Origin of the sequence: Mobiluncus mulieris ATCC 35243, assembly GCF_000160615.1 — a bacterium.
Taxonomy (GTDB): domain Bacteria; phylum Actinomycetota; class Actinomycetes; order Actinomycetales; family Actinomycetaceae; genus Mobiluncus; species Mobiluncus mulieris.
Genome location: NZ_GG668518.1, coordinates 544805 through 560728, shown reverse-complemented (window position 1 = coordinate 560728; position 15924 = coordinate 544805). Strand labels below are relative to the sequence as shown.

The 15924-nt window shown below is 54.8% G+C and carries 10 protein-coding genes; 3 read left to right on the top strand and 7 right to left on the bottom strand.

The window, feature by feature from the left end; genetic code table 11:
* Positions 1 to 9 precede the first annotated feature (9 nt).
* The 3 genes from fucO to HMPREF0577_RS02370 all read right to left on the bottom strand — a co-directional run bounded on the left by fucO (position 10) and on the right by HMPREF0577_RS02370 (position 4489).
* Complete coding sequence (gene fucO / locus HMPREF0577_RS02380) at positions 10 to 1161, bottom strand: lactaldehyde reductase (RefSeq protein WP_004014460.1); 1152 nt, start codon at positions 1159 to 1161, stop codon at positions 10 to 12.
* Between the two features lie 188 nt (positions 1162 to 1349).
* Positions 1350 to 3746: a glycoside hydrolase family 31 protein gene (locus HMPREF0577_RS02375; protein ID WP_004012042.1), complete on the bottom strand. Its 2397-nt coding sequence runs from the start codon at positions 3744 to 3746 to the stop codon at positions 1350 to 1352.
* A gap of 62 nt (positions 3747 to 3808) precedes the next feature.
* Positions 3809 to 4489 carry a GNAT family N-acetyltransferase gene (locus tag HMPREF0577_RS02370; RefSeq protein ID WP_004012041.1) on the bottom strand — a complete coding sequence of 227 codons (681 nt, stop codon included), beginning with the start codon at positions 4487 to 4489 and terminating at the stop codon, positions 3809 to 3811.
* A gap of 348 nt (positions 4490 to 4837) precedes the next feature.
* Here HMPREF0577_RS02370 and HMPREF0577_RS02365 point away from each other — a divergent pair, with 348 nt between their 5' ends.
* Together HMPREF0577_RS02365 and HMPREF0577_RS02360 are read left to right on the top strand one after the other, a co-directional pair.
* A complete protein-coding gene (locus HMPREF0577_RS02365; protein WP_004012039.1) occupies positions 4838 to 5524 on the top strand; it encodes a DAK2 domain-containing protein in 687 nt (228 codons plus the stop codon).
* A 67-nt stretch (positions 5525 to 5591) separates the two neighbouring features.
* Positions 5592 to 6641 (top strand): alcohol dehydrogenase catalytic domain-containing protein, encoded by a 1050-nt coding sequence (locus HMPREF0577_RS02360; protein WP_004012038.1) that lies wholly within the window; start codon positions 5592 to 5594, stop codon positions 6639 to 6641.
* A gap of 92 nt (positions 6642 to 6733) precedes the next feature.
* Here HMPREF0577_RS02360 and HMPREF0577_RS02355 read toward each other — a convergent pair whose 3' ends face one another.
* A complete protein-coding gene (locus tag HMPREF0577_RS02355) occupies positions 6734 to 8020 on the bottom strand; it encodes an Nramp family divalent metal transporter (RefSeq protein ID WP_004012037.1) in 1287 nt (428 codons plus the stop codon).
* Between the two features lie 229 nt (positions 8021 to 8249).
* Here HMPREF0577_RS02355 and HMPREF0577_RS02350 point away from each other — a divergent pair, with 229 nt between their 5' ends.
* The gene (locus HMPREF0577_RS02350; protein WP_004012036.1) at positions 8250 to 9119 is read left to right on the top strand and encodes an SGNH/GDSL hydrolase family protein; all 870 of its coding nucleotides are present in this window, start codon (positions 8250 to 8252) and stop codon (positions 9117 to 9119) included.
* Between the two features lie 577 nt (positions 9120 to 9696).
* Here the strand turns inward: HMPREF0577_RS02350 and HMPREF0577_RS02345 are convergent.
* The 3 genes from HMPREF0577_RS02345 to HMPREF0577_RS02335 are packed head-to-tail and all read right to left on the bottom strand — an operon-like array spanning position 9697 to position 15923.
* A complete protein-coding gene (locus tag HMPREF0577_RS02345; protein ID WP_236585806.1) occupies positions 9697 to 12336 on the bottom strand; it encodes a DEAD/DEAH box helicase in 2640 nt (879 codons plus the stop codon).
* Complete coding sequence (locus tag HMPREF0577_RS02340; protein ID WP_244854188.1) at positions 12329 to 13264, bottom strand: HamA C-terminal domain-containing protein; 936 nt, start codon at positions 13262 to 13264, stop codon at positions 12329 to 12331. Before HMPREF0577_RS02340 ends, HMPREF0577_RS02345 begins: the two co-directional genes overlap by 8 nt.
* A gap of 16 nt (positions 13265 to 13280) precedes the next feature.
* The gene (locus tag HMPREF0577_RS02335; protein WP_004007643.1) at positions 13281 to 15923 is read right to left on the bottom strand and encodes a DEAD/DEAH box helicase; all 2643 of its coding nucleotides are present in this window, start codon (positions 15921 to 15923) and stop codon (positions 13281 to 13283) included.
* Between the last annotated feature and the right edge of the window lies 1 nt (position 15924).

Here is a 15924-nt window from a genome sequence, read left to right as displayed (position 1 = left end):
AAAGCGAGCCTAGAGCAAAGCCGCGTAGAGCGCGCGGATTTCCTCCAGCGTAGCCTTACGCGGGTTACCCGGCGTACACACATCGTTAAACGCGTCTTGCGCCAAAGCATCCAAGCCGGATTCATCCACCCCGACCTCGGAAATCTTGGTGGGGTTACCCAAATCCACGACCAAAGCCAAAACCTTGTCGCAAGCCGCTTTGCGCGCGTCCTCCAAGGACATGGTGTAGGCATCGTTCACCCCAAAAGCGTGAGCAATCGCCCGGTATTTTTCCCCAGTAAAATCAGCGTTGTAACGCATCACCGAGGGCAACAGAATCCCGTTAGCCACCCCGTGCGGAGCCCCGTAGCGGCCACCCAGCGGGTGTGCCATGCCGTGAACCAAACCCAAACCCACGTTGGAGTACCCGATACCAGCAATATAGCTGGCATAGGCCATTTTCTCGCCAGCCTCCCGGTCACCATCAGCGGATTTACGCAGGTTTTCGGCAATCATCCGAATCGAAGTCAGGTGGACCGCATCGGAAAGTTCCCAAGCCCCGGGGGTAATGTAGCCCTCGATGGCGTGGGTCAAGGCATCCAAACCGGTGGAAACCTTTAAAGCCCGTGGCATGGAATCCATGAGATCCGGATCCACAATCGCCATAATCGGAATATCATGCGGGTCGACACACACGAATTTACGTTTGTTGGCCACATCGGTAATCACGTAGTTAATGGTTGTCTCGGAAGCAGTTCCGGCGGTGGTGGGAATCCCGATAATCGGCAGGGCGGGTTTCTTGGTGTCCGCCACGCCCTCCAGGGAAAGTACATCGGCGAACTCCGGGTTGGTGGTGATTATACCTACCGCCTTGGCGGTATCTTGGGGCGAGCCACCGCCCAGCCCCAACAGCACATCCGCTCCCGCATCGGCGCAAGCTTTTACCCCCGCCTTGACATTTTCCACTGGCGGATTGGGTGCTACATCTGAAAACACTTCATACGGAAAACCGGCCGCATCCAAGATATCCGTAACTTTCTTGGCAGTGCCGGTTTTCAACAGAATCGGATCCGTAATAAGCAAAGCCTTTTTATAGCCACGCTTCTTAAGTTCCTCGGGCAACAGCTTTATAGTACCACGGCCGAAGTGTGCGGTTTGGTTTAAAATCATGCGATAAGACATATATTCCTCCTTTGGACTTTCTTTGGACTGCGTCTGGATTCACCATTTTTGGGCTTCACCAGCAATTATGTGAAAAATCCTATCGAGATTTCGCCGCAAAGCGAAGAGACTTAGGTCTGTTTACAAGCAATCATTAATATGCTAAAGATATCCTATCCCCCGGCGAATGACTGGGAAAATCCCGAGCTTTACCCCCGATTCAAAGTACCCAAAACACATTCCAACAGGGCATCCTTTAGAGTCTGGGCTATCGATTCCGAAGCTAACTCGCCACTAAATGCCAGCGGGTCGCGCCAGCCGTTTCCCGAATGGCGCTGCACTAAATTCCAGGCAATTTCTTTATCTGCAATCTTGCCTTCCGCACCATCAAGCAGCGTGAAAACCGCCTCCTGGGGCGCTGGCGCCCAGCGGTGCAGGTTATACAGAGAAATCGTGCCCTCCGTGAGATTCACCGACTCGACTCGGTAGCACAGCGGCAACTGAGAAAAAACCTCTCGTGACAACGCGGGCGCGACCCCACCCTCCCCGGCCAACTGCGGCAAGTAAACCACAATATCCCTGGTGGCGAACTCGGCCGGCAAGCCCTCCGCAGAAAACCGCAAGTCCAGTGTCCCGTCGTGGAAAGTCGCGTGAAACTCGATATCTGCCGGGGTATCCCCGGAAAACATATTCCCCACTTCCTCGGTCAGGTGCCCCTGAGCCTGGTTGGTGGCATCCAAGTAAACCCACAAGTTCAGGGTGTGTGGATGTGGCGCTGCTGCTATCTGGGGCGGTGCCATCGGGATAATTTTCCCCTCCGGAACCAAGACCGGAATCTGATTTAAAGGCCGATAAAAACTCTGTACCGCCGCGCCGTGATAAACATAACCCGTAAACAAATCATGCCACGTTCCCGACGGAATCCAGGCTGTGGCTTTAGCCAAGTGCAACTTGGAATCCGCCGGGCTGGTAATCGGAGCCACTAGTAAATCGCCATAAAAATACGAGTTGCGGTACTTATAGGATTCCCACCGGTCGGGGTAGTCGTGATAAATCGGGCGGATGGGTGCCACCGAATCACGGTGAGAACGCCACATCTGGGTGAAAAGATACGGAATCAGGGCGTGACGCAGCCGCAAATAGTCCTTTTGAACCGCGCAATACGGCTGGGGGAAAGCCCAGGGTTCCTTGCTGAGGAAGGGCGACATCGTAGAGTGCAGCCGGTTGATGGGCGAGAACACGCCAAACTGTAACCACCGGGTGGAAAGCTCGAAATCGCGCTCCGAAAACCCGTGACCCCCGATGTCGTGGCTCCACCAGAAATAACCAATATTCGCAGCAGTTGCCGTGAAGAAAGGTTGAAAATCCAAGGATTCCCAGGTGTTGAAAGTATCGCCAGAAAAACCCAACGGAAAGCGATGCGACCCCGGACCACTGTAGCGGGACAGAATCAGGGGTTGCTTGAATTCGCGGCCCGGAATTTGGCGCTGGGCATCCCGGTAGTGCCGGAAATTCAGCATCCACAACGGGTCGAGGCCGGCTTGCGCCGAGGTTACCCCTTGCTGCCAGTCAATCCACCAAAAATCGACGCCTTCATCCTCTAGGGGGTGGTGTACCAAGTTGAAATATGCTGCCAGGAAACGCTGGCTGGCGATATTGAAATCCACTGGCTCCCCGGTGTCGGGATTTTGACCGAGGTATTTCGCTACTTCCCGGTATTGCTGCTCATGGCGCCTAATGCCATCCGCCGGATGAACATTAAGCGTCACCGCCAGCTGCCTTTCGTGAAGCTGGCGCAAAAACTCCGGCGGATTCGAGAACAGCTCCCGGTTCCAGGTGTAGCCCGTCCACCCCGAGCCGATACTGGGGTCGATATCAACCAGGTGCCAATCCATATCCAAAACCGCCACGGACAGTGGCACGTCCGCGCTGCGGAACCGATCCATGAGTTGCAAGTACTCTGTTTCGCTGTAACGCCAATAGCGGCTCCACCAGTTCCCCAACGCGAAACGTGGAATCAGCGGGGAAGCCCCGGTTAGGGCAAAGTAATCGGCTAGGGTGCGATGAAAATCATTGCCATAACCGAAGAAATACAAATCCCAACCGCGGGGACGTGGCGCCACCCAAGCATCAGCCGTGATGCCTAGACTTCGCGAATCATCCACCAGCGCGAAACCCGTGCGAGAAATCAATCCCGGTTCCAAGGGAATTTCACCATCTGCCATATCCAAGGTGCGAGCGGTGCCACCCAAATTACCAAAATGTGAATCCAGTGGGGTTTCCTGGCCAAAGTGCCATTGGGAACCATAGACCACCCCGGCCTTACTCTTGAGCTTTACAGACAGGCCATGAGCTGAAAACGGCTGGCCGTCATACTCCAGCAGCAAGGCTTCCGTACTAAGGCTAAGGCCATTCCCGTGGCGTCGCATCGTAAACTGTGGCACCGGAAAATCCCGGTTCGTCACAACCTGGGTTTGCGCATCGGAAAATTCGTTGTTCTCGTTCCACTCCAACCGCAACAGACAGGGTGTCAGCACCGTGATTCGCCAGTTTTCGCCGGTGATAACAGCTTTACTGTTGGCTGGCGCCAATAGAAATTCAGACATTTTTCACAACTCTCTTTCCTGGCCGGGACAATACCAGCGTTAGCGTCCGGTTTATGTCGCATCTAGTCTAAGCTCGCGGCCGCCGCCAACATCCGTTCTATCGGAGCGCGGTATTTTCCGCTGGCGCCTCGTGATTCCCCACTGTTTTCCACGTAAGCCCGCAGGAAGTCGCGCAACGGCCGCCCCAGGCCGAGTCCCTGCAGGTTGCCGGTTTCCGGGTTGATTGCCGGGTGGGCGCTGCCGCCGAAACTAATCAGCCACATGTCCTCGCCCACGGGTACCTGCGGGCTGAGCCGGGGCATTTCAAAGGGGAAATCCAAGTATTTCGCGCCGATGCGCTGGTAGAGTGCCCAGCGCCGTTTGGGGTCGCCATGTGCGGCGGAGCCAACGTGGCGGTTGGGATCCTCGATTTCCCCCAGAATCAGTTTGATTTCAGGCCGGGATTCCCAGTAATCAATAGTGTCGCGAATCAGTTTCGTGCCCACGCCGTGTCCGCGCGTGGCGGGGCTGACGGCCAGCCAGCTGAATAGGACGACTTCATGAGTTGCTTGCCACGATATGGACGCTCCCAGGGGCTTTACCCCGTCCCAGGCCGAAAAAGTGAACATATCGGCGTTTTGCAGCTCAGCTATCAGCGCGGCTGGCTCGCCCAGTTCTTCGGGGCCAAAAGCATGGACTAGCAACTCATGAACCAGCGCCTGGGCTTGATTCGGCAACAGTTTGTCTCGGTATTGGATTTCCACTCTTCCCACCCTAGCGTATCTGCTTCTTACCCGCCGGGTTATTAGCTGTCACCTGTTACTCGTATGCCAGAAAACCGGACACCCCCACTGCCGCATTCGCAGCCTCCTCGAAACCCGAGGATTCAAAAAACAACTACAACCCTAAAAGCGAAGAGCCTCTTAACCTTGAGATAATAGTTGTCAGGCATTCCCCGATTTTGTGCAGCCACCACAAATCGGAAGCACAAGCGGAACATACAGTCAGCCTTCTTGGTAATCCTGGTCGGACTGGTGATTTCCACAGTCAAAGATTTATCTAATTACGTGAATTACTTGGATTAAAAAGAACAGCAAATCTTTGCCTATAAAATGGCCATTGAACACCGAATTCGCCGTGAGCTTGCTCAACGCCGACACATGCCACAGGAATCCACCGCCCAAGCCAAAATAGTAGCAGCAGTCCTGGACGCCTTCGAGAAAAGGGCTCGCGCCGCCGAGGCCGAGCTGGGCAAGATGGACGCGGTAGCCGGGGATGGCGACCATGGACAGGGTATGGTTTTAGGTACCACCGCTGCCGCCACCGCCGCACGTACTTGCGTCGCGGCCGGTGCCGGCCTACGCACCACCCTGGCGCACGCTGCTGCCGCCTGGTCAGAAGGCGCGGGAGGAACCGCCGGGGCACTGTGGGGCGGGGCACTAGCGAAAACCGCCTCGCTGCTGAGCGACACCGAAACTGCCGACAAGGCTGCCATTATTGCCGCCGCTGTTGCCGGAGCACGTTCCTTCAGCACCATGGGCGATGCTAAGGTGGGAGATAAAACCATAGTTGATGCCGCCGAGCCCTTCGCAGATGCTCTCGCGACCGAAAATCCAGAAAATCTGGCGATGTCCTGGCAAAACGCCACCCAGAAAGCGACGGAAAGCGCCGCTAAAACCGCCGCGTTCGCAGCAGCGAAAGGCCGGGCACACAACCATGGCACAGATTCCATCGGCACCCCCGACCCGGGAGCCACGTCTTTCGCCATGATGATGGGCGAGGTCACGGTATTTCTGTGAGCTAAGCCAGAAAAGGAAGCTGGACAGAACTAAGAAATGCGCCCCATCGGGGCGCCAAAAGGAGCAAATGGAAATGTTAGCCGCCACGCTGCAAGCACCTCATGAACTGGAACTTTGTGAAAAAACAAAGCCGCACGCCGGACCTGGCGAAGTCGTCTTGAAAGTCGAAGCCAACACTCTTTGCGGCACGGACTATCGCTTGTTCACCGGCGCTAAAACCGCCGGGGTGCGTTACGGGGTGGTGCCCGGTCATGAGTTTGCTGGCCGAATCGTGGACATCGGCGAAGGCGTGGACGCGATTCAACCGGGTTTGACGCTCGGTCAACAAGCCACGGTCTCGATTGTGGTGTCGTGCGGACGGTGTCAAAACTGCCTGCACGACCGGGAACATTTATGCTCCCACCTGGAACTATTCGGCTATGCAATAGACGGCGGGTTACAAGAATACCTGGTGGTGCCACGTCGCGCTGTCATGAGGGGCAATCTGATTACCACCAACCAGGAGCTTTCCCCCAAAGCACTGTGTCTGGCTGAACCAATTTCGTGCTGCCTCAACGCTTTAGACCACTTCCAGGTGAAACCTGGCGATGTCGTTGCTGTGCTAGGTGCCGGCCCCATCGGACTGCTTCACGCCCAGCTGGCACTGGCTTGCGGAGCAAGACGCGTTTATGTATCCAACCGTTCCGAAGGGCGACGCGCCGTGGCCGACCGTTTGGGTGCAGTCGGGGTGGCTCCCGAAGAATTGAATCCCCAAGTCAAGGCCGCCACCGCCGGAGCGGGAGCCGACGTAGTAGTCGTGTGCATCGGAGCGTCTGAACTGGCGCAATCTGCCCTAGAACTGGCCGCAATCGGGGGGCGCGTGAACTTTTTTGCAGGCTTCCCCAAAGGGTCGAGCGCGGTGATGGAACCGAATCTGATTCACTACAAGGAACTGCAAGTAACCGGGGGATCCAATGCCAGACGTCGCGATGTGAAACGCGCCATCGCTTTGTTAGAGTCGGGAGCTATTAACGTTGCCGAGATTGTTACCCACGAATTCCCGCTCTCTCGTGTGGCCGAAGCCTACGAAGCCATGAACCAACGGGTGGGCGTGAAAATCGCGGTGATTCCCGACTAGCACCTCATGAAACCCGAAACTAAAATGGAAGGAACGACAGGAGAATATCTCCCTGTGCCCCTCCCGGCCATATTTAGATTCAGACAGTTCAACTAGAACTGTCCCATCGCAACTAACGCCAAGTTCAAGGCGATAATCAATGCCGCGACAATGATTGTAACTACAAACAGCCACCACGGGTCGCGCCACTTGCCCATCACCTTCCGGGAACGCGTGAACACAATCAGCGGCACCAGAGCCAGGGGAATCCCCACCGACAACACCACCTGGGAAATCACCAGCGACCAGGTAGGTTCGCTACCCAGAGCCAAAATCGCCAAAGCCGGAATCAGGGTCACGATACGCCGCACCCACAGGGGTACATAAATATGCAACAAACCAGCCATGATCTCCGAACCCGCATAGGCACCCACCGAAGTAGAAGCCAAACCGGAAGCCAAGAGCCCAATAGCGAAAACCGTGGCCACCCCGGTACCAAACGTGCCCAGGATAGCCCCGTAGGCTCCTTCGATAGTGTCGGTGCCTTCTTTACCCGGCAGCGCCGAAGCCGCCAACAACAGCAAAGCGATATTCACGCAACCTGCAATCAACAAAGCCCACACCACGTCAAATTTGGAGGCTTGCAGCAAAACCTTGATTTTACTGTCACTGTGCCCCACCCCATGACGATCCTTGACCAGGGAAGAATGCAGATAAATCGCGTGAGGCATCACGGTAGCACCCAACATCGAGGCCGCCACCACAATGGTCTCACTGCCACGGAAACGCGGTACCATGCCACCCAATACTCCACCCCAATCCGGTGGGCTAAACAGCAAACCGGACACAAAACCCAGAGTAATAATCAGCAGCAAGCCAATCACCAAACGTTCAAAAACAATCTGGCCATTGCGGTTTTGTGCCAGCAGTAAGATTAGCGAGACAACACCGGTGATGACTCCTCCCCAGAAGAGAGGAACACCGAACAAGAGATATAGGGCGATGGCGCCGCCAATGACTTCAGCCAGGTCTGTGGCGGCGGCGACGACTTCCGCTTGGAGCCAAAACGCAATCCGCCACGGTTTGGGCAGCTTATCCCCGAGTAGCTCCGGCAGGGATCGTCCGGTGACGATGCCGAGCTTTGCTGACTCGTATTGCACCAGCACTGCCATAAGGTTCGCCAGCACCAAGACCCAAACGAGTAGGTAGCCGTAGCGCGCCCCGGCGGTAATATTAGCCGCGACATTCCCCGGGTCAACATAGGCCACCGCAGCCACGAAAGCCGGCCCCAACAGCGCAACAATACGGACTTTCTTTTTCCCGGCGGCTTCACAGTCAATGGCGGATTCCTCCTTAATATCAGCTATGTTTTCTTCTTGCGCAAATCTCCATTTAGGCATTCCTGAATTATATAAATCCGTACCAAAATTATAAAAGATAATAATGATTCTTCTTTCTCACGAATATGAAAATGGTTCTTTTTAGCGCCAGAAATGGCATACCAAGATACATATTTTGCAAGCTACACCCGCCTCTAATTACAGGGCGAATCCCCTGTTACGCCAAGGAAATCGGCCAGCACCTCATGAACGAAACTTATAGAATAAAGGTAACTTCAAGGAGAGAACCGTGAGCAAAAACACACCAAGCAAGCCACAGGGCGACGCCCTGGAAAAGCTGGCTAAGTGGGACAGCTACGTGGCCATCGGAGATTCTTTCACCGAAGGAATGATGGACTCAGCCAACCCCGAAAATCCCGATAACCTCATGTTCGGCTGGGCCGACCGCCTGGCCTGGGAACTATCCCGACGGCGAATGGCAGCCGGCCTGACACCGCTAAAATACGCCAACCTGGCGATACGCGGACGGAAACTGCCCCAAATAGCCGCCGAACAGATGGCCACGGCTCTGGAGATGCGCCCGGCGCTAATCTCCATCGTCGGCGGCGGCAACGACCTGGTGCGGGTGCCCCGAGACCCCGACCACCTGTCACGCCTGGTAGAATCCATGGTGGTTTCCGCACGTGAAACCGGTGCCGACGTGTTGCTGGGCACAATACAGGATTCCAAAGGCTCCCCCATTATTTCCTCGATGCGCCCCGCCACCGCTGAATTCAACGCCAACATTTGGTCTATCGCCCAGCGTCACGGGTGCTACGTGCTCGACCAGTGGGGTCTGCGCCCGATTCACACCATGAACCCGTGGGCACCCGACCGTTTCCACCTCAAACCAATAGGCCACGAGCTTATGATGAACCACGCGTTACGGGCGCTGGGGCTCGAACCGTGCTACCCCGAGTATGACCAAGTGTTCAGGGACGAGGGCATCACCAAGTGGACGTTTAGCCAGAACCGGGAATGGGTCAAAAACCACCTGGTACCCTGGATTAAACGCCACGCGCGGGGACACTCCTCCGGGGACGGGCGCAGCGCAAAATTCCCCCACTTGACAGTACTTGACCCGCACGATCTACCCGCGCCGCCTGTCACACTGCAATAAACACCGCAGCCGGAACGGATTCGAGCCGGAAACAGACGCGCCAAGAACAGCCGTGGCAAGAACAGACGCGCCAAGAACAGCCGTGGCAAGAACAGACGCGCCAAGAACAGATGTGCCAAGCGTGGATGTGCCAAGCGTGGATGAGATTCCCTGCCTGAACTTCGGCAAAATCGAAGTAACCGGAAACAAGTGTCAAGTGCAGGTTTTTCTGCGAGTGTAGTGCAAGTGGTTTTGCTCGCATAGCGCAACGAGAGTTGCCCGGTTTTTGGTTTGAGAATTGGGTTGGCTACCGTCCCTTGTGGTCATGTCACTCCCCCTGCGCAAATGCTGAGCTTAGTGGACAAAAAGTGTTGATTTTGGGGTTTTAGTGGATACTTAGACGTCGAAAATGATAAAAGCCGCTTGAGCCCTTGAACCCCTGTTGAGCAGGGGTTTTGTCGTTTCTGGGGTTGTTCGTTGGCTCGCTGGAGGTCCGGTGATCTGGTGCTCGTCGCCATAACGTCCGCGCGGCAGGGGCACGTTTCGACCTAAGGGGGTCTGCGCGAGTGCTTGCGTTAGCGGGTATCAGACGAGGGTGTTAGAACAAGAAATCTGGCATCGAGAAGGCTTCTGGCACGTTGTATCTGATTTCGTTGGCTTCTTTGCGGACGTTGATGTTCGAGCTTTCGAGGAGAATCGGGTTCAGGTGGGGTTTTCCTTCGTGAAGGAAGATTGCATTGGAGACGTTGATTCGAATGTAAGTGGCGCTCTCGCGGGTGAATCCGAGTCGTTGGAGAAGGATGGTTTCCTGTTTCGTTGTGCCGTACTCGACGTATTCGTACCAGTCGTTGTCGAACTGCTCTTTTCCGTGGACCTTCTTGTATTCGTTGGAGAATTTAAGAAAGTAATTCGATAGCTCAAAAAGGATTACTTGCTCAATAGCTTCAAGCGTGTCACTAAAAACAAGGTTTCGGTGTTCTTTCGAATCTAGGTAGCGATTCGGTTGCCGATTGATCCACACAATTCCAGTTTTCCGGTGATGCTCGATTGCACGATTCATGATGGAACGCAAACCGTGTCCCTCCATCCACTGCAACAGGAGGACGGTGTACCAGGACAGCATAGCGAGCTGGTCACTTCCCTTGGTTGTTCTCCCTAACGTCTCGGGATTGTAAATTCGCCATTTGAAGATTGAGGCAAGCCGCTGAAGAAACGCGAGGGTCTCGTCGTAACTGAACTTTCCCTTTGGAGAAAGTTGTGGATACTGGAGTCCAGCTTGGATTGCGTGCGTCAGCGCTTCTGCCTGGTCAACGGAGACATTGATATCGTCATCTTGTTGGCCTTCGCGTCGCGAGAAAGTAGCAATAATGCTGTTGGTAGCCTGTTCGTCAAGATAGTCAGAGAATTCTTCACGCACCAGGCTTTGACGTCCGGTAGTGATGTCGCGCAAGAGCATGAGACCGAATTTGCGTTTCATATCATAACGCTCATAGCTCTCATTCCCTTTGGAGAATTCGATGCGACCTTCCTGTAGATCCTTGACGACACCTTGCTTCATTTTCTTGCTGATAATTTGTGAGTCAGTTTGCACGGATAGCTTCTGTACAGGAACGTTCGCTTGTAGGAGTTCCTTGGCCTTTTGCTCGGATGCAAGTTGGTTGCCCACGATGATGAATACGTTGCCGTAGAGGTTGAACTCGATACGCCCGACTCGGCCGATCAGGTTCTTGAAGTCGACTGCTGTCATTCCTGCTCTGCCGATTTTGTTGGTTGTGATGACGAGGTTGTCGGCGGGAAGGTTGACTCCTTCGAGGAGCGTGCTGGTGCAGAATAGTGTCGAGATTTTGCCTTCGCGGAACAGGCCTTCGATGCGTTCGCGGATCGCTGGCGGGAGGTAGCCGATGTGGTAGCTGACGCCTCTACGGATGAGACCGCTGAGGTAGTAGTCCTCGTGGACGTCGCGTTCGATGTCTTTTGCGAGAGCGTCCAAGTCTTTATCGTTGAGGTCTGCCAAACCCTGGGCATAGTCACGCGCCGCTTGCACTGCGTGATGCCGGGCAGAATGAAACACGATGGTTTGCCCACGATGATCTGAACCTCGTGATGATTCACTAACAAATCGGGTTACGCCCTGTGCGGTAGCGTCCTGAGCTTGAAGTGAGGCTAGGTGCGTGAATTCTTGGGTGTGGTCGTTGTAGCTGGAAATGGTGTTCTCGTGCAGGTTGACGAGGTATTTGAATTGCGCGACTGGCGAATACTGGGTTGCGACCGCGTTGGTTTCATTTTCGTCAGAGTTTGGATCAACCAGCCTTAGGAATACCTCTGGGTTGGGAATGTTGGGTGAAGCGAAGATGAAGTGTGGTGGTCTGTGGCGGTGTTGAAGGATTGTCACGGTTTGGTAGTAGAACGGGGCGCGGCTGTTCTTGCCTGAGAGTTTGTGTGATTCGTCGAAAAAGACGTACTCGAATTCGATTGCAGGTTTGCCGATCAGAAGGTAAAGCAAGCGTTCTGGGGTGAGCACGAAGATGAAGTTGTGATCGCCTTCGAGCACGATGTCACCAGCGGCACTGACGATTCGATAGTTGTGCCGTTCAAGGTCTTCGCCGAGGTCAGCGATCAGTTTCGAGCGGGTCTCGTTGATCAGCGCTTTTGACGGCACGATGATCGCAAAGTTGGCTGTCACCCCGGATTTGATCTGGTTGGTGATGAAGGTGCGCATGATGAAGGACTTGCCCAGTGACGTTGGGGCCGAGAAGGAAAACTTGCCGTCGTTCAGGCGGTCGTAGATCTTCTTTTGCGGCGCGAAAAACTTCATCGACTTATCACCGGGCACGGTGAGGTATTCGGCTTGGTAGGCGTTGAATGCGGCGTCGAGGATGCCCGCATCGGAAGTCACACCCAACTGCTTCAGGCCTGGGTAGTTACCTAGCGTGGTGAAGATTGCAGGAACGTATGCTTTCGTTCGCGCGTCTTGTGGGTAGAGAATGTGGCACAGGAGCGCGATTTCTTGCGCCCACACCCTGTGCCGGTCACGATTGGTGGGGTGGGTTGATTTCGACAGCAGGTCAGCGAATCGCAGTACTGCTTCAAGATCCACGTCGTATGGTTGACGATCCACCAGCCCCAACCGATGTAAGCCGTAGTTGTAGAGCAGGTTGGCGTACAGCTGTTTGAGGAATTCGTTGGAGTCGATGTCAGAAAATACGAGATCGCCGACGGTTACTTGCTTGTCAGACATGGCTACCACCTGGCCCACCCACGAGCCCATCCATGATCGCGCCCGCGTCAACGTCTACTTCGTTGAGTGGCAAAACATAGATGTAGAACGAGTAATTATCCAAGTTTCGGGTGTTGATTTCGTTGGCGATCATTTGGGCGTGCGCGGCGATATCTCCCTGCATTTTCTGATCGAGCACAGCCCGATACTGCTGGTTGCTGTAGTTCTTCGGATCGAGACCGATGTCATAGCCCAGGAACATCGAATAAGCGGTATCGAACACGGGTGCCCCACCCGGCTTCGGGATTAGCAGATCTTTGACGTAGTTTGCTGTTGCTGGGTCGAGGGTCTTGGTGAACACAGTTTGCTCGGCGAGCTGAACCTCGTCTGAGCGATTCTGTTCTATATCTACAACGCGGTCGAATGCTGCAGTGATGGCATCCCCAATGTTGCCGACCACGCTGGAGGTTCCAAACACGATGCTGCTGGTGGTTCGCTGACCGTCTGGTGTGAGTAGGTGGATGGCGTCACAGCGGCTGTGGATCTGGCCTCGGGCCTGGTTGAGCTCGATCTTACTCATCACTTTGGGTGCTTCGAGGATTTGTTCGAGCAGGACGTAGAGCAAGATTTCACCTAACCCCATGCCGTCTTGTTGTGAACGCATCCGGTTTACCGCGTCGAGAGCAACTTCTTCGAGATCGTCTCGCTGTTTGTAGCCTTCGTATTCGGCGCGGGAGAAGACGTAGCGCCCAACGTTGCGTTTGAGGAACTTGATGAGGGCTGTGTGGTCGAAGCGGTTGTTTTGGATAGACAGATGGAACAGGCGTAACTGTTCGTCGTTTCGAAGACCTAACGTGTTCGAATGGGCCACTTCGGTGAACGTGGACGCGAATGTGTCGCCGCGCAGCGTTGGCGTGATCGTTGCCTGTGCCATCTCGTCTTCTCCCAAGAGGTGTCCTTCCCGCCTACAGCTTTTCGAGGATACGTACGAGCTCCGACAAAGTGACCGCCCCGTCAGGCGGAGTGACGCCATCTTCGAAGACCATGTAGTAGCGGTAGTCATTGCCAGACATGTTCGCCCACGCCCGGCCGAGCCTGATCTTGCGGTTAGAATCGTCGTTCTTCAAATGCTCGCCCTTGGACTCGACAACCACGATGGTGCCGCTAGCGGTCATCACGACGAAATCTGGGTAGTGGTTGAACGGACCGTTGAGGCAAAAGCCCTTGCGTTCAATGATCCGGTGCCACCAGCGAACATTGTTCATGCCGGAGAAGCGACCAGCGAGTTCGAGCTCAAAGCCGTTCATCTTGTCTTCGGCCTCATACAGGGAGCCACCAATCAGGGAGGAGGCATGAATGGGCTGGATCGCTTTCGGAAACGCGTATAACGCTTGAACATCAACGCGGCGGGTCTCGATATCCTCATAGAATCTCTTGACTTTGTGCGCTTCCAAAAGGCCGTCAATTTTCTGTTTGACCTTGCTTGCTACCGCATGCGGGTGCTCTTGATAGGTCAACAGCTGCTCGGTGCCGAAGGCCTCAACCATCCGCACAATGTATGCGCGCAAGTCAGAGTCAGTGATCGAATTGATCGGTTTGATCCGATCGTAGATGGCGATTGCCGTGTTGCGCTTTTGTCCTTCGACGCTCAGTTTCGAGAAGTGTTCGCGCATGAATTTCTGATCGGTACTCGACATCCGGAAGGCTTTAGGAACCTCGGAGTCTTTTCGCACGTCGATCTTGTACATCTGCTCGTCTGCCGTCGACAGGTCAATGTCGATGTCTTTCGTCTTTAAGTCAAAGTCACCGGCTAGTGCCTCGTGCTTAAGTTCGTTGTATCCCTCATGAGCGGTCGGGAACAATGCTGATCCGGGTTCTTGGATGACGAATTGGGGAAGGCGAAGGGTTTCGATCTCGTCAGCGAATTCGTGGTTGACGAAGCTCGTGTCCACAGCATCCTCCAAATCTGAAGGCACGAAGCCCTCACCCATCTGTGCGGCTTCTTCGGCCTCCTGCTCATAGTCCGCACCCTGCTGAGCCGCCTGCTCGATCATCGAAGCAACCGTCGGATCCGCCGAAGGCTCTGGTGAACTAGCGGATTCTTCTCGCGCATCTAAATCAGCTGCAACCTGTTCTTCATTGAACTCCAGGAACTCTTCAACGTCCATATCTTCCCCTGGGACTGGGGACGTTGGGGCGGGTTTGCTTGGCTGGTTCGTGCCAGTGAAGTCGAAAGCGACTTGATCGGCTGCGCGGAAGTCACGCTTGGAGAATCCGGCACTGTTGAGCCCCGCAACGATCTGATTGAGCGTGGTCCCGAAATCGTTTGAAGAGGTCAGCACGTAGCTCATGTTTAACAACGTGTTCGGCTGCTTCCTGGCGTGGGGTTGGCGCAAAACACGGCCAAGGATCTGCTCAACATCGACCTGGCTGGTCTTGTTCGCCAACGACGCCAGAATGTAGGCGAAGGGGCAGTCCCAGCCCTCCTTCAACGCGTTCACGGTGATGATGAACCTGATCGGGCACTCCTTGCTGAGCAGGTCAACGCCTTTAAGCTCGTTTACGTCGGCGGTCTTGATCGCGATCTGCTCGGCAGGAATACCCGCCTTGACGAGCTTGTCACGCAGCCGCTCAAACGATGTAGCGTCCTCGCTCGTCTTTGGCTGAGCCTGAAACAACACGATTGGGCGAATATAAGCGCCACCATTCTCATACTGCTGTGTAGCAGCGATTTCTAGTGAACGGCGCAGGTCGATCGCGTCCGTAACGACATCCTTTTGTGACGCCCGGTTGTATGCGATGACCGGAAGTTTGACCATGCTCTCGTTCTTAAGTGAGAGCGCATCCACATACGAGATCACGTTCGCTTGCCGCTTCGGGGTTGCGGTTAGATCAAGAATGAATGCAGGGTTGAAATTCGTGAGCATCTCCAGACTCAACGAGCTCGTCGCGTGATGCGACTCATCCACGATAACGACGGGATTCAACTGGTTAATCACCTGGAACAGTGCTGTTTCATCCGCGTTCTCGATCGGTTGCTCCGGGGCACCAAACGCGGTCGCGAACGAGGCGAGATTCCCATTAGCTTGGTATGCCTTGCGTCCGTCCTTTGTTCGTGAGCGGAACGAATCATACGAGAGCACCATCACTGACAGCTGCTCAGCCACGGTCGACGGGCTGAAATTCTGCCCAGCTAGCAGCTCTTCTTTCGAATACACCTCAACACGGCCACCAAAATCAGCGTTCAACTTCTGCCGATACGGATGGGCCGGATTCTTCAACGCCGCCAAGGTTTGCGTCAAAATCGAATCCGACGGCACCAGCCACACCACAGCCTGTTTCCGCGTCGGCGGCAAAGCCTCAAATATCGGCTTCACCGACGCACACGCCAAAAACGTCTTCCCACCGCCAGTTGGAACCTTGTAACACACGTGCGGAACACCATCGATCACATTCTGGTAGCCCGGCATCTGCGGGGTGCCAACCTCAATCTGGCGAGACTCCCAAAACACCTTAAAAGCATCGCTCAGCGTAGGCTGCTCGTTGAGCTGGGTGAGGTAATCCTCTAGATCGGCGATCACCCGGTTTTGATACTTCTTCAACTCCATA

Bases quoted from the DNA above. Each gene is read 5' to 3' on its own strand.
- HMPREF0577_RS02355 (WP_004012037.1), bottom strand. From the start codon at position 8,020: ATGCCTAAATGGAGATTTGCGCAAGAAGAAAACATAGCTGATATTAAG.
- HMPREF0577_RS02365 (WP_004012039.1), top strand. From the start codon at position 4,838: ATGGCCATTGAACACCGAATTCGCCGTGAGCTTGCTCAACGCCGACAC.
- HMPREF0577_RS02375 (WP_004012042.1), bottom strand. From the start codon at position 3,746: ATGTCTGAATTTCTATTGGCGCCAGCCAACAGTAAAGCTGTTATCACC.
- HMPREF0577_RS02335 (WP_004007643.1), bottom strand. From the start codon at position 15,923: ATGGAGTTGAAGAAGTATCAAAACCGGGTGATCGCCGATCTAGAGGAT.
- fucO (WP_004014460.1), bottom strand. From the start codon at position 1,161: ATGTCTTATCGCATGATTTTAAACCAAACCGCACACTTCGGCCGTGGT.
- HMPREF0577_RS02345 (WP_236585806.1), bottom strand. From the start codon at position 12,336: ATGTCTGACAAGCAAGTAACCGTCGGCGATCTCGTATTTTCTGACATC.
- HMPREF0577_RS02360 (WP_004012038.1), top strand. From the start codon at position 5,592: ATGGAAATGTTAGCCGCCACGCTGCAAGCACCTCATGAACTGGAACTT.